This window comes from Micromonospora sp. NBC_01740 (assembly GCF_035920365.1).
Taxonomy (GTDB): Bacteria; Actinomycetota; Actinomycetes; order Mycobacteriales; family Micromonosporaceae; genus Micromonospora; species Micromonospora reichwaldensis.
In genome coordinates, this window is sequence record NZ_CP109150.1 from 5,882,308 (window position 1) to 5,897,556 (window position 15,249).

13 protein-coding genes are annotated in these 15,249 nt (G+C 75.4%); 4 read left to right on the forward strand and 9 right to left on the reverse strand.

The window, feature by feature from the left end:
• Nucleotides 1-125 precede the first annotated feature (125 nt).
• The 6 genes from OG989_RS26000 to OG989_RS26025 all read right to left on the reverse strand — a co-directional run bounded on the left by OG989_RS26000 (nt 126) and on the right by OG989_RS26025 (nt 6,142).
• A complete protein-coding gene (locus OG989_RS26000; protein ID WP_327028767.1) occupies nt 126-1,271 on the reverse strand; it encodes a M20/M25/M40 family metallo-hydrolase in 1,146 nt (381 codons plus the stop codon).
• A gap of 284 nt (nt 1,272-1,555) precedes the next feature.
• Nucleotides 1,556-2,368 carry a SigB/SigF/SigG family RNA polymerase sigma factor gene (locus OG989_RS26005; RefSeq protein ID WP_151456677.1) on the reverse strand — a complete coding sequence of 271 codons (813 nt, stop codon included), beginning with the start codon at nt 2,366-2,368 and terminating at the stop codon, nt 1,556-1,558.
• Between the two features lie 180 nt (nt 2,369-2,548).
• A complete protein-coding gene (locus OG989_RS26010; RefSeq protein ID WP_151456678.1) occupies nt 2,549-3,016 on the reverse strand; it encodes a MaoC family dehydratase in 468 nt (155 codons plus the stop codon).
• Nucleotides 3,013-4,185 (reverse strand): acyl-CoA dehydrogenase family protein, encoded by a 1,173-nt coding sequence (locus tag OG989_RS26015; protein ID WP_151456679.1) that lies wholly within the window; start codon nt 4,183-4,185, stop codon nt 3,013-3,015. Before OG989_RS26015 ends, OG989_RS26010 begins: the two co-directional genes overlap by 4 nt.
• A 35-nt stretch (nt 4,186-4,220) precedes the next feature.
• Nucleotides 4,221-4,979, reverse strand: a complete 759-nt coding sequence (fabG, locus tag OG989_RS26020; RefSeq protein ID WP_327028768.1) for a 3-oxoacyl-ACP reductase FabG — start codon at nt 4,977-4,979, stop codon at nt 4,221-4,223.
• A 14-nt stretch (nt 4,980-4,993) separates the two neighbouring features.
• A complete protein-coding gene (locus OG989_RS26025; protein WP_327028769.1) occupies nt 4,994-6,142 on the reverse strand; it encodes an acyl-CoA dehydrogenase family protein in 1,149 nt (382 codons plus the stop codon).
• Between the two features lie 90 nt (nt 6,143-6,232).
• Here OG989_RS26025 and OG989_RS26030 point away from each other — a divergent pair, with 90 nt between their 5' ends.
• The 3 genes from OG989_RS26030 to OG989_RS26040 are packed head-to-tail and all read left to right on the forward strand — an operon-like array spanning nt 6,233 to nt 9,435.
• Complete coding sequence (locus OG989_RS26030; protein ID WP_327028770.1) at nt 6,233-6,898, forward strand: TetR/AcrR family transcriptional regulator; 666 nt, start codon at nt 6,233-6,235, stop codon at nt 6,896-6,898.
• Between the two features lie 48 nt (nt 6,899-6,946).
• Complete coding sequence (locus tag OG989_RS26035; RefSeq protein ID WP_327028771.1) at nt 6,947-8,365, forward strand: aldehyde dehydrogenase family protein; 1,419 nt, start codon at nt 6,947-6,949, stop codon at nt 8,363-8,365.
• Nucleotides 8,362-9,435, forward strand: a complete 1,074-nt coding sequence (locus OG989_RS26040) for a Zn-dependent alcohol dehydrogenase (protein ID WP_327028772.1) — start codon at nt 8,362-8,364, stop codon at nt 9,433-9,435. The genes OG989_RS26035 and OG989_RS26040 overlap by 4 nt, the downstream gene beginning before the upstream one ends.
• A gap of 148 nt (nt 9,436-9,583) precedes the next feature.
• Here the strand turns inward: OG989_RS26040 and OG989_RS26045 are convergent, their stop codons facing one another.
• From OG989_RS26045 to OG989_RS26055, 3 genes are all read right to left on the reverse strand, one after another.
• On the reverse strand, nt 9,584-12,307 hold the full coding sequence (locus tag OG989_RS26045; protein WP_327028773.1) for a helix-turn-helix transcriptional regulator: 2,724 nt from the start codon (nt 12,305-12,307) through the stop codon (nt 9,584-9,586).
• A gap of 97 nt (nt 12,308-12,404) precedes the next feature.
• Nucleotides 12,405-13,016, reverse strand: coding sequence for a TetR/AcrR family transcriptional regulator (locus OG989_RS26050; RefSeq protein ID WP_121401380.1), 612 nt, complete (start codon nt 13,014-13,016; stop codon nt 12,405-12,407).
• A gap of 103 nt (nt 13,017-13,119) precedes the next feature.
• On the reverse strand, nt 13,120-13,887 hold the full coding sequence (locus tag OG989_RS26055) for an SDR family oxidoreductase (RefSeq protein ID WP_311410439.1): 768 nt from the start codon (nt 13,885-13,887) through the stop codon (nt 13,120-13,122).
• A gap of 134 nt (nt 13,888-14,021) precedes the next feature.
• On the opposite strand from OG989_RS26055, the gene OG989_RS26060 reads away from it, so the two are divergent.
• Entirely contained in the window at nt 14,022-15,242 is a 1,221-nt protein-coding gene (locus OG989_RS26060; RefSeq protein WP_327028774.1) for an acetyl-CoA C-acetyltransferase, read from the forward strand.
• The last annotated feature ends 7 nt before the right edge of the window (nt 15,243-15,249 follow it).

Sequence of the window (15,249 nt, forward strand, 5' to 3'; positions counted from 1 at the left end):
GTCATTCCAGCCATGAACGCCTCCCGCGTGATCGACGGATCCAGCATCGCCCAACGGCGCCGGGCGCGTTTACGCAACCGTGCGGAACTTCGACCGCCGGCCGCCGCCCGGGGCGGGTGGGCGGCTCACCCGTCCGTCGACGAGCCCTGCCCGGCGGGTACCGCGCCGAGCGGCCGGTGCTCCTCGGCGGCTTCGGTCGGGCCGGGCGTGGCGAGGAGGCGGGCCGTCAGGGCGGCCAGCAGCGCGGTGCGCTCCGGCATCCGCGCGACGTCGACGTACTCGCCACGCGCGTGCGGCAGGCCCCCCACCCCACCCAGACCGTCCAGGGTCGGTACGCCGAGGGCGCCGGTGAAGTTGGCGTCGGAGGCGCCCGGGGCGGCGACGCCGCGTACGGCCGGCAGCCCGAGGTCCACCGCCACCGACTGCGCGACCCGCAGCAGCGGCGTCGACACCGAGGCCGGCAGCGGGTACCGGTTGATCCCGCCGCTGACGGCCAACCGCGCGTCGGGCAGCCGGGGGGTCAGCTCGCGGACCAGCCGGTCCACCCGGTGCAGCTCCTCGCGGGTCCAGGCGCGTACGTCGACGCAGAGGACCGCGGACTCCGGCACCACGTTCGTCATCGTGCCGGCGGTGAGGGCCGTCGGGGTCACGCTCGTCTCCCCCGCGGCGAAGGCCTGCACCGCGAGGACGTGGTGCGCGAGTTCGACCCCGGCGTTGACGCCCCGGTGCGGTTCGACACCGGCGTGCGCCGCCCGGCCCCGCACCGTGATCCGGTAGACGGAGCCGCCCTTGCGCGCGACCTTCAGATCGCCGCCCTCGGTGCTCGGCTCGCCGACCAGCACCGCCCCGGAGCGCCGGGCCTGCTCCTCGATCAGCGGCCGGGAGGTGGCCGACCCGCTCTCCTCGTCGCAGGTGAGCAGCAGCCCCACCCGCGAGGTGTCCGGCAGCAGTTCCAGCGCGGTGAGCATCTGCACGATCCCGGCCTTCATGTCGCAGACCCCGGGCCCCGTCGCGGTGCTTCCGGTGATCGTGAACGGCCAGTCCCGGATGGTGCCCGCCGGCCAGACCGTGTCGTAGTGGCCCAGCAGCAGCACGCGTTGGTCGGGGGCCGCCCAGAGCAGGTGCGGCAGTCCGTCGAGGACGACACGACGCCCCCGCCGGCCCAGCGCGGCGTCGCCCCACGCCTCGAGCAGGTCGGCGCAGGTCGCCAGTTCCCGGCCCCGCCCCGGCGGCGACTCGCAGGTCACCAACCGGCGCAACCGCGCCGTCATCACCGCTGCCCGGGCCTGCGCCCCACGCCGAAATACATCGACATCCACCATGGTCTGATGGTGGCATCGCCACCCCCGGCGACCACAGGGCGCGTCGCCGACACCGCACGGATGCGGTGGGTGCGGCGCCCAACACGGCAACCTGGAAGACAGGGCCACGAGGCGGACCGGCCACCCATACGGAAACGGACTCGTCCGCCCCGCCGGGCACGGCGGGGCGGACGAGGACGGTACGTCGAGGCGGGTGTCGGACGGCTACGTGGCCGCCCGCCGCGGGGGTGTCGTCAGCGGCTGCCCTCGAGCTGGCCGCGCAGCTTGCCCAACGCGCGGGCGAGCAGGCGGGAGACGTGCATCTGGGAGACGCCGACCTGCGTGGCGATCTCGCTCTGGGTCAGGTTGCCGTAGAAGCGGAGGGTGAGGATCTTCTGCTCCCGCTCGTCGAGGGTGGCGAGCGCCGGGCCGAGGGCGACCCGCAGCTCGGCCAGCTCGAACTCGCTGTCCTCTGCGCCCAGGGTGTCGCCCAGCTCGGTGGCGCTGTCGCCGTCGCCGATGGGGGTGGACAGGGAGACCGCGTTGTAGGCGCGGGCGCCTTCGAGCCCCTCCAGGACCTCTTCCTCGGTGACGCCGAGGTGGACGGCGATGTCGGCGACCGTCGGCGCGCGGTTGAGCGTCTGGGTGAGGGTGCCGTTGGCCTCGGAGATGCGCAGCCGCAGCTCCTGCAGGCGGCGCGGCACGCGGATGTTCCAGGTGCGGTCGCGGAAGTGACGCTTGATCTCACCGAGGATCGTCGGGATGGCGAAGCCGGCGAAGTCCACGCCACGGGAGGCGTCGAACCGGTCCACGGCCTTGATCAGCCCGAGGGCGGCGGTCTGGGCCAGGTCCCCGTTGGGCTCGCCGCGCCCGCTGTAGCGGAAGGCGAGGTGGTGGGCCAGCGGCAGCCACGCCTCGATCACCCGCGCCCGCAGCGCCGGCCGGTCGGGGTGCCCCTCCGGCAGGGCGGCGAGGGCGGCGGTCAGCTCACTCGCGCGGGTCTCGTCACCGGGGGCCGTGGTGGTGGCGTCGGTGGTGGTGGTCGGCGCGGTCGTCGTGGTGATCATGCTGCCCTTCCTGTCCTACAGATGCGGCGACGCCGGGTACCGGCGACCGCAGTGCCACCACCCTAGACCAACGGCCGTCGCCATATCAACCGAACGGCCGATGGATAAAAGCGACAGAAACTCCCGAACAAGGCGCTAACCATGTGGTCCCCGCCACGCGCGGCTGGTGCCGCCCGTGGTTCAGGAGGCCGCCGGTCCCACGTGGAGCCGGCTCACCGTCTCGGCGACGCAGACCGGCTTGCCGCCGGCGTCGCACTCCACGGTCGCGGCGGTGACCAGTTGCACCCCGCCGGCCACCGGCGACACCTCGGCGATGGTGGCGACGGCCCGGACCGCTGTGCCGACCCGCAGCGGGGCGGGGAACCGCACCCGGTTCAACCCGTAGTTGACCCCCATCCGCACACCCCGTACCCGGTAGAGCCGCCCCACCAGCGCCGGCAGCAGCGACAGGGTGAGGAAGCCGTGCGCGATAGTGCCCCCGTACGGGCCGGCGGCGGCCCGCTCCGGGTCGAGGTGGATCCACTGGTGGTCGTCGGTGGCGTCGGCGAACAGGTCGACGCGCCCCTGCTCGATGCGCTGCCACGGCCCCGGGCCCAGGGTCTCCCCGACCGCGGCGGCCAGCTCGTCGACGGAGTCGAAGGTCCTCATGCCAGGTGCCCTCCCAGTCGGGTGTAGCCGCGCAGCAGGTCCCGCGCGATGATGAGCCGCTGCATCTCGTCGGTGCCCTCGAAGATCCGGTAGAGCCGGACCTGCCGGTACCACCGCTCGACGGGCAGCTCCCGGGTGTAGCCCATGCCGCCGTGGATCTGCAGCACGCGGTCCACCACCCGGTTGACCATGCCGGCGCCGTAGAGCTTCGCCATCGAGGAGGCGTGCCGCGGGTCCATGCCCTGGTCCACGGTCCAGGCCGCCCGCAGGATGAGCCAGCGGGCCGCCTCCAGCTCGGTCTCGGAGTCGGCGATCATCCACTGGATCGCCTGGTTGTCGCCGATGGGCCGGCCGAACGTCTGCCGGGTGGTGGCGTGGTCGATCGCCATCCGCAGCGCCCGCTCGGCGATGCCGACCGCGTGCGAGGGGATGGTGTAACGGCCCTTGCCTATCCACTCCATCGCGAGCGCGAAGCCCTGGCCGGGCTCGCCGAGGATGTTCCGCTCCGGCACCCGTACGTCGTCGAAGACCAGCGCGGCCGGCCCGCCCTCGCCCATGGTCTGGATGAACTCCGAGCGCCAGCCCATGGACCGGTCCACCAGGAAGGCCGTGGCGCCGCCGTTGCGGGGGCCCTTCTCCCGGTCGGTGACCGCGATGACGATGGCGAAGTCGGCCTCGTTGCCGCCGGTGATGAAGGTCTTCTCGCCGTTGAGCACCCAGTCGCCGCCGTCGCGGCGGGCGCTGAGCCGGATGTTGGCGGCGTCGGAACCGGCGCCCGGCTCGGTGATCGCGAAGCAGCTACGCCGCTCCCCCTCGATCGTCGGGACCAGGAACTCCCGCTGCTGCTCCTCGTTGGCCCGGAACAGGATGTTGTCGGCCTCGCCGCCGAAGCGGAACGGCACGTACGAGCGGCCGATCTCGGTCCAGATCAGCGACTGGGTGACGGCCGGCAGGTCCATGCCGCCGTACGCCTCGGGGGTGGCCAGCCCCCAGAAGCCGAACGCCCGCGCCTTGAGCTGCAACTCGCGCAGCTCGTCCGGCTCCAGCCCGGGCCGGTGGGCGCGTTCGCGCCGCAGCAGCTCCGGCTCCAGCGGCATGACCTCCCTGGCGATGAAGTCGCGGGCCGTGTCGCGGATGGCCCGTTCGGTGTCCGAGAGCGCGAAGTCCATGTCCCCTCCGGGGTCGGTGCGGTGCTACGCGCGGCTCAGCGCGCGCCGCCGTTGACGTACAGGGTCTGGCCGCTGACGTACGAGGCGTCGTCGCTGGCCAGGAAGGCGATCACCGAGGCGATCTCGGCGGGCTGGGCGACCCGGCGCAGCGGGGTGTGCTCGGCGACCGCCCGCTGGTGCTCCTCGGGGCTGCTGCCCACCCGCTCGGCGGTGGCCGCGGTCATCGCGGTCGCCACGTAGCCGGGCGCGACCGCGTTCACGGTCACGTTGAACGGGCCCAGCTCGGCGGCCAACGTGGCGGTGAGGCCCTGCACGCCGGCCTTGGCCGCCGCGTAGTTGACCTGGCCCCGGTTGCCCAGCGCGGAGCGGCTGCTGAGGTTGACGATCCGGCCGTAGCGGGCCGCCACCATGTGCTGCTGCGCCGCCTGGCAGCAGAGGAACATGCTCGTCAGGTTGGTGGTCAGCACCGCCTCCCACTCGGGCAGCGGCATCCTGAACAGCAGGTTGTCGCGGGTGATCCCGGCGTTGTTGACGAGCACGTGCAGCCCCCCGTACGCCTGGACCACCTGGTCGGTCATGGCGGCGACGGCTTCGGCGTCGGTCACGTCGCAGCCGATGCCGACGGCCCGGCCACCAGCGGCGGCGATCTCGTCGGCGACGGCCCGGGCGCGCACGGCGTCGAGGTCCACCACCGCGACGGCCGCGCCCTCGGCGGCGAGTCGGTGCGCGGTGGCCGCGCCGATGCCCTGCGCGGCGCCGGTGACGACGGCGACCCGGTCGGCGAATCTGGTCACGGTTCCTCCTGGCTCTAGAAGGCGTTGACGCCGGTGAGCGCGCGTCCGATGAGCAGCTGCTGGATCTGGCTGGTGCCCTCGTAGAGGGTGGCGACGCGGGCGTCGCGCAGGTACTTGCCGACGGGGTACTCGTCGATGTAGCCGTAGCCGCCGAAGACCTGGACCGCGTTGTTGGCGGCGCGCACGGCGGCCTCGCTCGCGAAGAGCTTGGCCATCGACGCCTCGGTGGCGAACGGCTCGCCCCGGTCGATCAGGTCGGCCACCCGCCACACCAGCAGCCGCGCGGCGTCGGTGTCGACGGCGATGGCGGCGAGCAGTTGCTGCACGAGCTGGTGGCCGGCGATGGGCTTGCCGAACTGGGTGCGCTGCCCGGCGTAGCCGACGGCCGCGTCCAGGCAGCCCTGGGCGATGCCGACGCAGCCGGCAGCCACGGACATCCGGCCCTTGGCCAGGGTGGCGAGGGCGAGCCGGAAGCCGGCGCCCTCCTCGCCGAGGAGCGCGGATTCCGGCACCCGTACGCCGTCGAAGCGCAGCTCCCCGGTGGCCTGCCCGCGCAGGCCCAGCTTGCCGTGGATCTCCCGCCGGGTCAGGCCCGGCGCGTCGGTGGGCACCAGGAACGCGCTGATGCCCCGGTGTCCCGGGCCGCCGGTGCGGACGAAGACCAGCGCGACGTCGGCCGTGGTGCCGTTGGTGATGAACATCTTCGCGCCGGTGATCAGCCAGTCGGTGCCGTCGCGGACCGCCCGGGTGGTCAGCGCGGCGGCGTCGGAGCCGCTGTCCGGCTCGGTCAGCGCGAAGCAGCCGAGCGCCGCGCCGGAGCAGAGCCGGGGCAGCCACTGCTCCCGCTGCTCGGCGGAGCCGTGCGCGGCGATCGACTTGGCGACCAGGCCGAGGGAGACCGAGACGATGCCCCGCACGGCGGAGTCGCCCCGGCCGAGCTCCTCCAGTACGAGGCAGTAGGAGAGGTGGTCGCCGCCCGAACCGCCGTCGTCCTCGCCGATGGTGAGCCCCAGGAAGCCCAGGTCGCCGAGCTTGCCGACGATGTCCGGATCCACGGACTCGCGGCGGTCCCAGGTGGCCGCGTGCGGCACCACTTCACGGTCGACGAAGTCCGCGGCGAGCCGGCGGACCGCCGCCTGCTCGGCGGAGAGTTCCAGATCCATGAGGCTTAAACTAGCGGTGCAAGTTTAATTCCGTCCAGACCCGGCTGTGGCAGAGTCTGCGACGGACCACCCTGAGCGAAGGAGGACCGGATGCCCCGGCCGCGGCAGGCGCTGCTCAGCCGGCAGCGGATCGTCGAGACCGCCGCCGCGCTGATCGACGCCGAAGGGCTGGAGGGCTTCTCCACCCGCCGGCTCGCCGCCGAACTCGGGGTACGCGGACCCTCGCTCTACAACCACTTCGCCACCAAGGACGAGATCCTCGACGCGGTGGCCGACAGCGTCACCGGCCAGGTGGACGTGTCGTTCTTCGGCAGCGTCGACTGGCGCGAGGCGCTGCGCAGGTGGGGACACTCCTACCGGGCGGCGCTGGCCGCGCACCCGAACATCGTGCCGTACCTGGCCCGGGGGCCGGGGCGCCGACCGGCGGCGCTGGCCATGGCCGACGCCGTCTACGGCGGGCTGGTCGCCGCCGGGTGGCCGCCAGCCCGGGCGACCCACGTCGGCGCGCTCATGCGCTACTTCGTGGCCGGCTCGGCGCTGGGCTCGTTCGCGCGGGGCTTCGTCGAGGACCCCGGGCTGTACGCGGAGCAGTACCCGCACCTGACCCAGGCCCACCGGCTGGCCGAGCACCAGCAGCGGGTGGACGAGGGCGCCTTCGCGCTGGGCCTCGACGCGCTGATCCACGGACTGTCGCGCACCTACGAGGAGCACATCGGGCCGCTGCCGCCCCTCCCGCCGGCCGACGACGCGTACTAGAGTCAAAACTTGCGCTGCTAGTTTCGGCCGACGTACGTGAGGGGCACGATGGATCTCGCACGGACCGACTTCTACCTGGACGGAGAGTGGGTCGCCGCCGGCGCCGGGGAGACCGTCGCGGTGCGGAACCCGGCGACCGAGGAGGTCGTCGCCGCCGTCCCGGCCGGCACGCCCGCCGACGTCGACCGCGCCGTCGCGGCGGCCCGGGCCGCCTTCCCCGGCTGGGCCGACGCCGCGCCCGTCGAGCGGGCCGCCCGCCTGGACCGGCTGCACGCCGCGCTCTCCGCCCGGGCCGACGAGATCGCCCGCACCGTCGCCCTGGAACTCGGCACCCCGCTGAAGGTCGCCACCCGGGTCCAGACCGGCCTGCCGCTGACGGTCCTGCACAGCTACGTCGAGCTGGCCGCCCGCCCCCCGGCCGACGAGACGGTCGGCAACTCGCTGGTGGTCCGGGAACCGGTCGGCGTGGTCGGGGCGATCACCCCGTGGAACTACCCGCTGCACCAGGTCGTCGCGAAACTGGCCCCCGCCCTGGCCGCCGGCTGCACCGTGGTGCTCAAGCCGAGCGAGCTGACCCCGCTGACGGCGTACCTGCTCTTCGACGCCGTCCACGAGGCCGGCTTCCCGCCCGGGGTGGTCAACCTGGTCACCGGCACCGGCCCGGTCGTCGGCGAGGCCATCGCCGCGCACCCGGACGTCGACATGGTCTCCTTCACCGGCTCGACGGCCACCGGGCGGCGGATCTCCCACCTCGCCGCCGACCGGATCGCCCGGGTCGCCCTGGAACTCGGCGGCAAGTCGGCCAGCATCGTCCTCGACGACGCCGACCTGGCCACGGCCGTCAAGGTGGGGGTCGGCAACGCCTTCCTCAACTCCGGCCAGACCTGCGCCGCCTGGACCCGCCTGCTCGTGCACCGCGACCGCTACGACGAGGCCCTCGACCTGGCCGCCAAAGCCGCGGCGGGCTACCGGCTCGGCGACCCGTTCGACCCGGCCACCCGGCTCGGCCCGCTGGTCTCCGCCGCGCAGCGGGAACGGGTCCGCGAGCACGTCGCCCGGGGGCTGGCCGACGGGGGCCGGCTCGTCGCCGGCGGGCCCGACGCCCCGCTGCCCGAGCGGGGCTACTTCGTCGCCCCGACGGTGATCGCCGACGTCGACCCCGACAGCGCCCTGGCCCAGGAGGAGGTCTTCGGCCCGGTGCTCGCCGTCATGCCGTTCGACGACGATGACGAGGCGGTGGCAATCGCCAACAACTCCCGCTACGGGCTGGCCGGCGCGGTCTGGTCGGGCGACGAGGAGCGGGCGCTGCGGGTGGCCCGGCGGCTGCGTACCGGCGCCGTCGACGTCAACGGCGCCCCGTTCAACCCGCTCGCCCCGTTCGGCGGCTACAAGCAGTCCGGCCTCGGCCGGGAGCTGGGCCGGCACGGGCTCGAGGAATTCCTCCAGGTCAAGGCCATCCAGCGATGAGGGCGCTGGTCGTCCGGGCCGTCGACGCCCCGCTGCGGGTGGAGGAGATCGAACTGCCGGCCCCCGGCCCGGACGAGGTACGGGTGAGCGTCCGCGCCGCTGGCGTCTGCCACTCCGACCTGTCCATGGTCGACGGCACGCTGGCACCCCCGTACCCGCTGGTGCTGGGGCACGAGGCGGCCGGGGTGGTGCTCGCGGTCGGCGACGCCGTCACGCGGGTCGCGCCCGGCGCGCACGTGGTGCTGAACTGGGCCCCGCCGTGCCGCAGCTGCTGGTACTGCGGGCGGGACGAGCCGTGGCTGTGCGAGCGCACGGGGTCGCCCTCGGCCCCCCGGGGACGCACGCCGGCCGGCGAAGCGCTGCACGTCACGCTCGGCCTCGGCGCCCTCGCCGAGGAGGTGGTGGTGCCCCAGGCCGCCGTCATCCCGGTTCCCGCGGAGCTGCCCTTCGAGGCGGCGGCGCTGCTGGGCTGCGCCGTGCTCACCGGCGTCGGCGCGGTCCGCCGCACGGCGAGGGTGGCCCCCGGCGAGTCGGTGGCCGTGATCGGCCTCGGCGGGGTGGGGCTGTCGGTGGTCGCCGCCGCGCGGGCCGCCGGCGCCGACCAGGTGCTCGCCGTCGACGTCTCCCCGACCAAGAAGGCGCTGGCCGTCGCGGCCGGCGCCACCGACTTCCTGCTCGCCGACGAGACGCTCAGCCGGGCGGTCCGGGAGCGGACGGCAGGTCGGGGCGTCGACCACGCGCTGGAGTGCGTCGGGCGGTCGGCCACGATCCGCACCGCCTGGCGCGCCACCCGCCGGGGCGGTCAGGTGACAGTCGTCGGCATGGGCGCCAAGGACGACATCGTCGGGCTGGGCGCGCTGGACATCTTCCACTCGGCCCGGACCCTGCGCTCCTCGGTCTACGGCTCCTCCGACCCGGACCGGGACGTGCCCGAGCTCGCCCGGGCCGTACTCGACGGCACCCTCGACCTCGGCTATCTGATCACCGACCGGACCACCCTCGACGGCGCCCCCGAGGCCTTCGCCCGCATGTCCCGCGGCGAGGGCGCCCGCACCGTGATCCTCCCCTGACCCCCGGGCTCCCCCTCCCCGCCCCGCCCCGCCCCCCCCACCGGCGTCGATCATGCAGTTGTGGTGGGCGGTCGATGCCACTTCGCGGCTTTCGCGGGGCACCACAACTGCATGATCGACGCCGGTCAGGGCCGGAGGCAGAAGAGGGTCAGGAGAGGGCGCGGGCGAGTTCCGTGCGGGAGCGGATGTTGAGGCGGTGGAAGATGTTGCGGAGGTGATGGTCGACCGTACGGGTGGAGAGGAACATCCGGGCGGCGATCTCCCGGTTGGTGGCTCCCTCGGCGACCAGCCGCGCGATCCGGAGCTGCTGGCCGGTCAGCAGTCGCGCCGCCGACTCCTCCGGCGGGCCGACCGACTCCCCGGCCGCCCGCAGCTCCGTGGTGGCCTGTTCCGCCCAGGTGGCCGCCCCGAGCAGGGTGAACGCCTCCCGGGCGGCGTGCAGGTGCTCGCGCGCCGCGCGCGGTCGGCGGCTGCGGCGCAGTTCCCGGCCCAGGAGCAGCTCGGTGCGGGCGCGCTCGAACGCGCCGGCGTCCGTCGGGTGCAGCCGCAGGGCGGTGCGGAACTCGTGCTCCGCCTCGGCGCTGCCCCGGGGCGCGAGCAGCCCGTGGCAGCGCGCGGAGAGGGCCCGGCGCGACGGGCTCGCCGTACTGCTGGCCCACCTGTCGAAGACGGCGAGGGCGGCGCCGGCCGCCGGCCGGTCCGCGACGGCGGCGGCCGCCTCCACCAGGTACGGGGTGGCCATCACCAGGACCAGCACCTGCCCCCGGCCCGTGCCGGGGCAGGCCAGCGCGGCCAGTCGCGCGGCGGCGGCGGCCGGCCGGTTGTCGACCAGGTCGAGCACCGCCAGGGCCCACTGCGCGAGGGCGCGGGGCCGACTGTGCGCGCCCGGGTCCTCGCCGATCTCCCGGATCCGGCGCAGGGCGGTGTCGCGGTCGGCCCGGATGGCGGCCAGCACCGCCAGCATGCCCAGGTGCACACCGGCCCAGTTCTCCTGGCCGGTGTCCCGGGCGATCCGCAGCCCCTCCCGGGAGCTGTCCGTCGCGGCCTCGTGCCGGCCCAGCCAGTACTCGGCGGCCGCCCGTAACTCCAGGGCGCGGGGCAGGGCGGACAGCTCCCCGCGCTCGCGGGCAAGCTCGACGGCGCGCTCGGCGAGCCGGTGCGCCGCGCCGTCCACGGCCACCAGCAGCCCGGCCGCCGCCGCGCAGGTCAGTGCCCCGGGGGTCAGCGCCGGCCCGGTCAGCTGCCCACCGAGGACGACCGCCCGACGCAGGGCGGGCCCGGCCTGCTCGTGATCGCCGCGCAGGGTCGCCGCGGTCCCGGCGACGTAGGCGCTCAGCAGCTCGGTCGCGGGCGGGTCGTCGGGGCGGCGCAACAGCTGCGCCCGCCGGGCGACGTCGGCGTAGCGGTACTGGTCGCCGGTGAAGCAGGCGGCCTCGCCCGCCCGCACCAGCGCGCCGAGGGCCAGCGCGCGATCGGTGCCGGCCAGCGCGGCCGCCGCGGCCAGCAGCGTGGCGGGCGCGGACCGGGGCCGGCCGGCGCGCAGCTCCAGCTCGCCGCGCAGCAGCCCGGCCCGGCCCGCCTCGGTGGCGTCCACGGCGGCGGGCAGGCTCCCCAGCAGCAGTCGGGCCCGGTGCGTCCGGCCGGCCGACCAGGCGTACCGGGCGGCAGCCACCAGCCGGGCGGCGGCGCGTGCCGGGTCGTCGGTGAGTTCGGCGGCCCGTTGCAGCGCGGCCGAGGCCGCCGTTCCCGCGCCCTCGCACTCGGTCGCGGCCTGCTCCAGCTCGGCGGCCAGGGCCGGGTCGGGCCCCTGGGCGGCGGCGGCGAGGTGCCCCGCCCGGCGCAGCCGGTGCCCGGCCCCGTCGAGCACGCCGGCGAGCAGCAGGTGCGCCGCGCGCCGCTCGGCCAGCGGCGCGACGGCCCGGACCACGGTCCGGACGAGGGGCTGCGGGAAGGTCACCCACCGCGGCTCGACGCGGACCAGGCCGGCGAGTTCGGCCGGCGCGAGCGCCTCGACCGCCGTGCCGGCGACCCGGGCGGCCCGGACCAGGGTGGCCGGCTCCCCGTCCTCGTCGAGCGCGGCGAGCAGCAGGACGCGGCGGGTGTCGGCCGGCAGCCGGTCCAGGCGGGCCCGGTAGGCGCGGCCCAGCCTGCCGTCGGGCGGGGGCGTCTCGGGCACCGGTTCCTCCCCGCGGCACTGGCCGGGGGTGAGCACCTCGGCCAGGTCGACGAGCGCCTGCGGGTTGCCCCCGGCCGCCGCGGCGAGCGCGGCGGCCACGGGCGGTGCGGGCGGCCGGCCGGCCAGCCGGTCGGCGAGCAGTGCGGCGCTGTCCCGGTCGTCGAGCGGGCGGAGCCGGTGCCGGGCTATCCCGCCGAGGGGGACGTCCGCGGCCGTGGTGAGCAGGACGGCCACCGACGACCGGCGCAGCCGGCGGGCGACGAACGCCAGCGTGTCCGCGGTGGGCTGGTCGCCCCGGTCCACGTCGTCCATCGTGCACAGCAACGGACGGTCCCGCGCGGCGGCGGCGAGCAGGCCGAGCACGGCCAGGGAGAGCGCCAGGCGCCGGTGGGCGGGGCAGCCCGCGCCGGCCAGCGCCCGCAGCAGCACCCGCCGCTGCTGTTCGGGGAGCGCGCCGGCCCGGTCGAGCACCGGGTCCAGCAACCGTTGCAGCCCCGCGTACGGCAGGGCCGCCTCCTCGGGCAGCCCGGTGCCGGCCAGGACGGTGCAGCCCTCGGCGTGCCGGTGGGCGTAGTCGACGAGTGCGCTCCGGCCGGAGCCGGGCTCGCCCTGGACCAGCAGCGCTCCCCCGCCGGTGGGCAGGTCACCCAGCAGGCGCCGGATCGCGGCGCACTCGTCGGCCCGGCCGCGCAACACGGCTAATTGCACTGACGATGCAGTAACCATGCAATCGAGTGTTACCTATCGGTAGCCCGATGGAAAGACCGGCGGCGCCGCCTTCCCACGTCGCGCGTCAGCGCGGGCCGACGTCGGCCAGCAGGGCGGCGACCGTCCGGGTCATCACCGCGCGGGCCTGGTCCACGCCCAGTCCCAGCCCGTCGCGCAGCATCGACCAGGCCGGCCACATGCTCGCGGCCACCAGGGCGTGCACCACCTGGTCCCGGTCCGGGCCGGCCTGCTCCAGCTCGGCGGCGAAGAGTTGCTCGACCTCGTCGCGCACCCGCGCGATGTGCTTGAGGCGGTTGCGGCGCAGCTGCCCGGAGACCGGCTCGCGCATCTGGGCGGCGCGGGCCGACGGGGCGATGAGCTGGAGCAGCCGGGCCCGCTGCCGGCAGTACGCGTCGACCCGCCGGGCCAGCGGCAGCGCCGGCGAGATCGGCCGGTGGGCGGCGTCCTGCTGCCGGAGCAGCTCCGCGCCGCTGGCCTCGAACAGCGTCTCCATGTCCTTGAAGTTGGTCCAGAGCGTCCGCAGCGAGATCCCGGCCCGCTCGGCGATGCGCTCGCCGGTCGGCCGCAGGTCCCCCTCGGAGATGAGCGCCAGGTGCGCCTCGACGATCGCCGCCCGGGTGCGTTCGGCCCGGGCGGTCCGGCCGTCGACCCGGACCGGCGCCTCGGCACCGCCCATCCGCGCCCGCCTCCTCATCGCCGTCACGTCGCCCGTACCGCCGCGCCGAGTCTAGCCGCGGGCCACCCGGCGACCGTCCGGCCCCGGCCCGGGCCCGGCGCGGTCATCCGGCGGGCCGGCCGGCGAGGCTGACCCCGCCGTCGAGGACGAGGGTCTGCCCGGTGATCCAGGCCGCGTCGTCGGAGGCGAGGAAGGCGACCGCGCCGGCCACGTCCCGCGGCAGCCCGAGGCGCCCCAGCGGGTACGCCCGGGCGACCTCCTCCTCCCGGCCCTCGTGCAGCGCCGCCGCGAAGCGGGTCTTCACCACGGCGGGCGCGACCGCGTTGACCCGGACCTTCGGGGCGAGTTCGACGGCCAGGCACGCGGTGAGGTGGTCGACGGCGGCCTTGCTCACCCCGTAGAAGGCGATGCCGGGCGACGGGGTGCGGCCGGCGATCGAGGAGACGTTGACGACGCAGCCGCCGCGCTCGCCCATCCCCGCGGCGACCTGCTGCACCCAGCCGAGCGTGCCGACCAGGTTGACGTCGAGGATCTTGCGGGCCGCCGCCAGGTCCAGCTCGACCAGCGGCCCGTACGCCGGGTTGATGCCGACGTTGTTGACCAGCACGTCGACCGGCCCGAACGCCTCGGTCACGGCGTCGACCGCCGCCCGTCGGTGCCCCGCGTCGTCGGCCCGGCCGGCGACGGCCACGGCGTGGGTGGGCCCGCCCAGGGCCGCGACCGCCTCGGCCAGGGCCTCCGGGTGTCGCGCGGTCAGTCCGACGCGGGCGCCCTCGGCCACGAGCCGGCGGGCGACGGCCAGGCCGATGCCGCGACTGGCGCCCGTGACGAGCGCGACCCGGCCCGCGAGTCGCCTCGAATCTGCATTCACGATGCAGATAGTAGGAGGGCGGCCGGCGCTCGTCAACGACGGAACGTCGATGGACAGGTCACATTCCATTGACAGCACCTCGGCATAACAGCACTGTCGATGCAGATAGTTCGCCCTCCGGAGAGGACGCTCCCATGCCCGAAGCCGTCATCGTCGCCGCCGCCAGGTCACCGATCGGGCGCGCGCGCAAGGGCTCCCTGCGCGACCTGCGCGCCGACGACCTGGCCGCCACCATCGTGCGCGCCGCCCTCGACCAGGTGCCGGCGCTCGACCCGCGCGAGATCGACGACCTGATGCTCGGCTGCGGGCAGCCGGCGGGCGAGCAGGGCCACAACCTCGCCCGGGTGGTCGGCACCCTGCTCGGGCTGGACCACCTGCCCGGCACGACCGTCAACCGGTACTGCTCGTCGTCGTTGCAGACCACCCGGATGGCCCTGCACGCCATCCGCGCGGGCGAGGGCCACGCCTTCCTCTCGGTCGGGGTGGAGTGCGTCTCCCGCTACGACCGGGGTCGCGCCGACGGGCACCCCGGCACCACCAATCCCGCCTTCGCCGGGGCCCTGGAGCGCACCGCGACCAGGGCGGCCGGCGACCTGTCGGGCTGGCACGACCCGCGCGAGGACGGCGAGCTGCCGGACGTCTACGTCGCGATGGGACAGACCGCCGAGAACGTGGCGCACCTGCGCGGGGTGTCCCGGCTCAGCCAGGACGAGTTCGCCGTACGGTCGCAGCTGCTGGCCGAGAAGGCGATCGCCGACGGCTTCTGGGCCCGCGAGATCACCCCGGTCACCGTCCCCGGCGGGGCGGTGGTGGCCGCCGACGACGGGCCGCGCGCCGGGGTGACCCTGGAGGCGGTGGCGGCGCTGCCGCCGGTGTTCCGGCCTGACGGCACGGTGACCGCCGGCAACTGCTGCCCGCTCAACGACGGCGCCGCCGCGCTCGTCGTGATGTCGGACGTACGGGCGCGGGAGCTGGGCGTCACCCCGCTGGCCCGGATCGTCTCCACCGGCCTGAGCGCCCTCTCCCCCGAGATCATGGGGCTCGGGCCGGTGGCGGCGTCGCGGCAGGCGCTGCGCCGGGCCGGCATGTCCGTCGACGACGTCGACCTCGTCGAGATCAACGAGGCGTTCGCCGCGCAGGTGCTGCCCAGCGCCCGGGAGCTGGGGGTCGACTGGGACCGGCTCAACGTCAACGGTGGCGCGATCGCGGTGGGCCACCCGTTCGGCATGACCGGCGCCCGGATCACCACCACGCTGATCAACTCGCTGCGCTGGCACGACCAGGAGATCGGGCTGGCGACCATGTGCGTCGGCGGCGGCCAGGGCATGGCGATGGTCGTCGAGCGGCTGAGCTGACGCCGAC

Excerpts from the sequence above, each read along its gene's own strand:
- OG989_RS26005 (WP_151456677.1), bottom strand. The coding sequence starts at position 2,368 with ATGATCACCACGACGACCGCGCCGACCACCACCACCGACGCCACCACC.
- OG989_RS26035 (WP_327028771.1), top strand. The coding sequence starts at position 6,947 with ATGGATCTCGCACGGACCGACTTCTACCTGGACGGAGAGTGGGTCGCC.
- OG989_RS26040 (WP_327028772.1), top strand. The coding sequence starts at position 8,362 with ATGAGGGCGCTGGTCGTCCGGGCCGTCGACGCCCCGCTGCGGGTGGAG.
- OG989_RS26025 (WP_327028769.1), bottom strand. The coding sequence starts at position 6,142 with ATGGATCTGGAACTCTCCGCCGAGCAGGCGGCGGTCCGCCGGCTCGCC.
- OG989_RS26010 (WP_151456678.1), bottom strand. The coding sequence starts at position 3,016 with ATGAGGACCTTCGACTCCGTCGACGAGCTGGCCGCCGCGGTCGGGGAG.
- OG989_RS26000 (WP_327028767.1), bottom strand. The coding sequence starts at position 1,271 with ATGACGGCGCGGTTGCGCCGGTTGGTGACCTGCGAGTCGCCGCCGGGG.
- OG989_RS26060 (WP_327028774.1), top strand. The coding sequence starts at position 14,022 with ATGCCCGAAGCCGTCATCGTCGCCGCCGCCAGGTCACCGATCGGGCGC.
- OG989_RS26050 (WP_121401380.1), bottom strand. The coding sequence starts at position 13,016 with ATGGGCGGTGCCGAGGCGCCGGTCCGGGTCGACGGCCGGACCGCCCGG.
- OG989_RS26015 (WP_151456679.1), bottom strand. The coding sequence starts at position 4,185 with ATGGACTTCGCGCTCTCGGACACCGAACGGGCCATCCGCGACACGGCC.
- OG989_RS26030 (WP_327028770.1), top strand. The coding sequence starts at position 6,233 with ATGCCCCGGCCGCGGCAGGCGCTGCTCAGCCGGCAGCGGATCGTCGAG.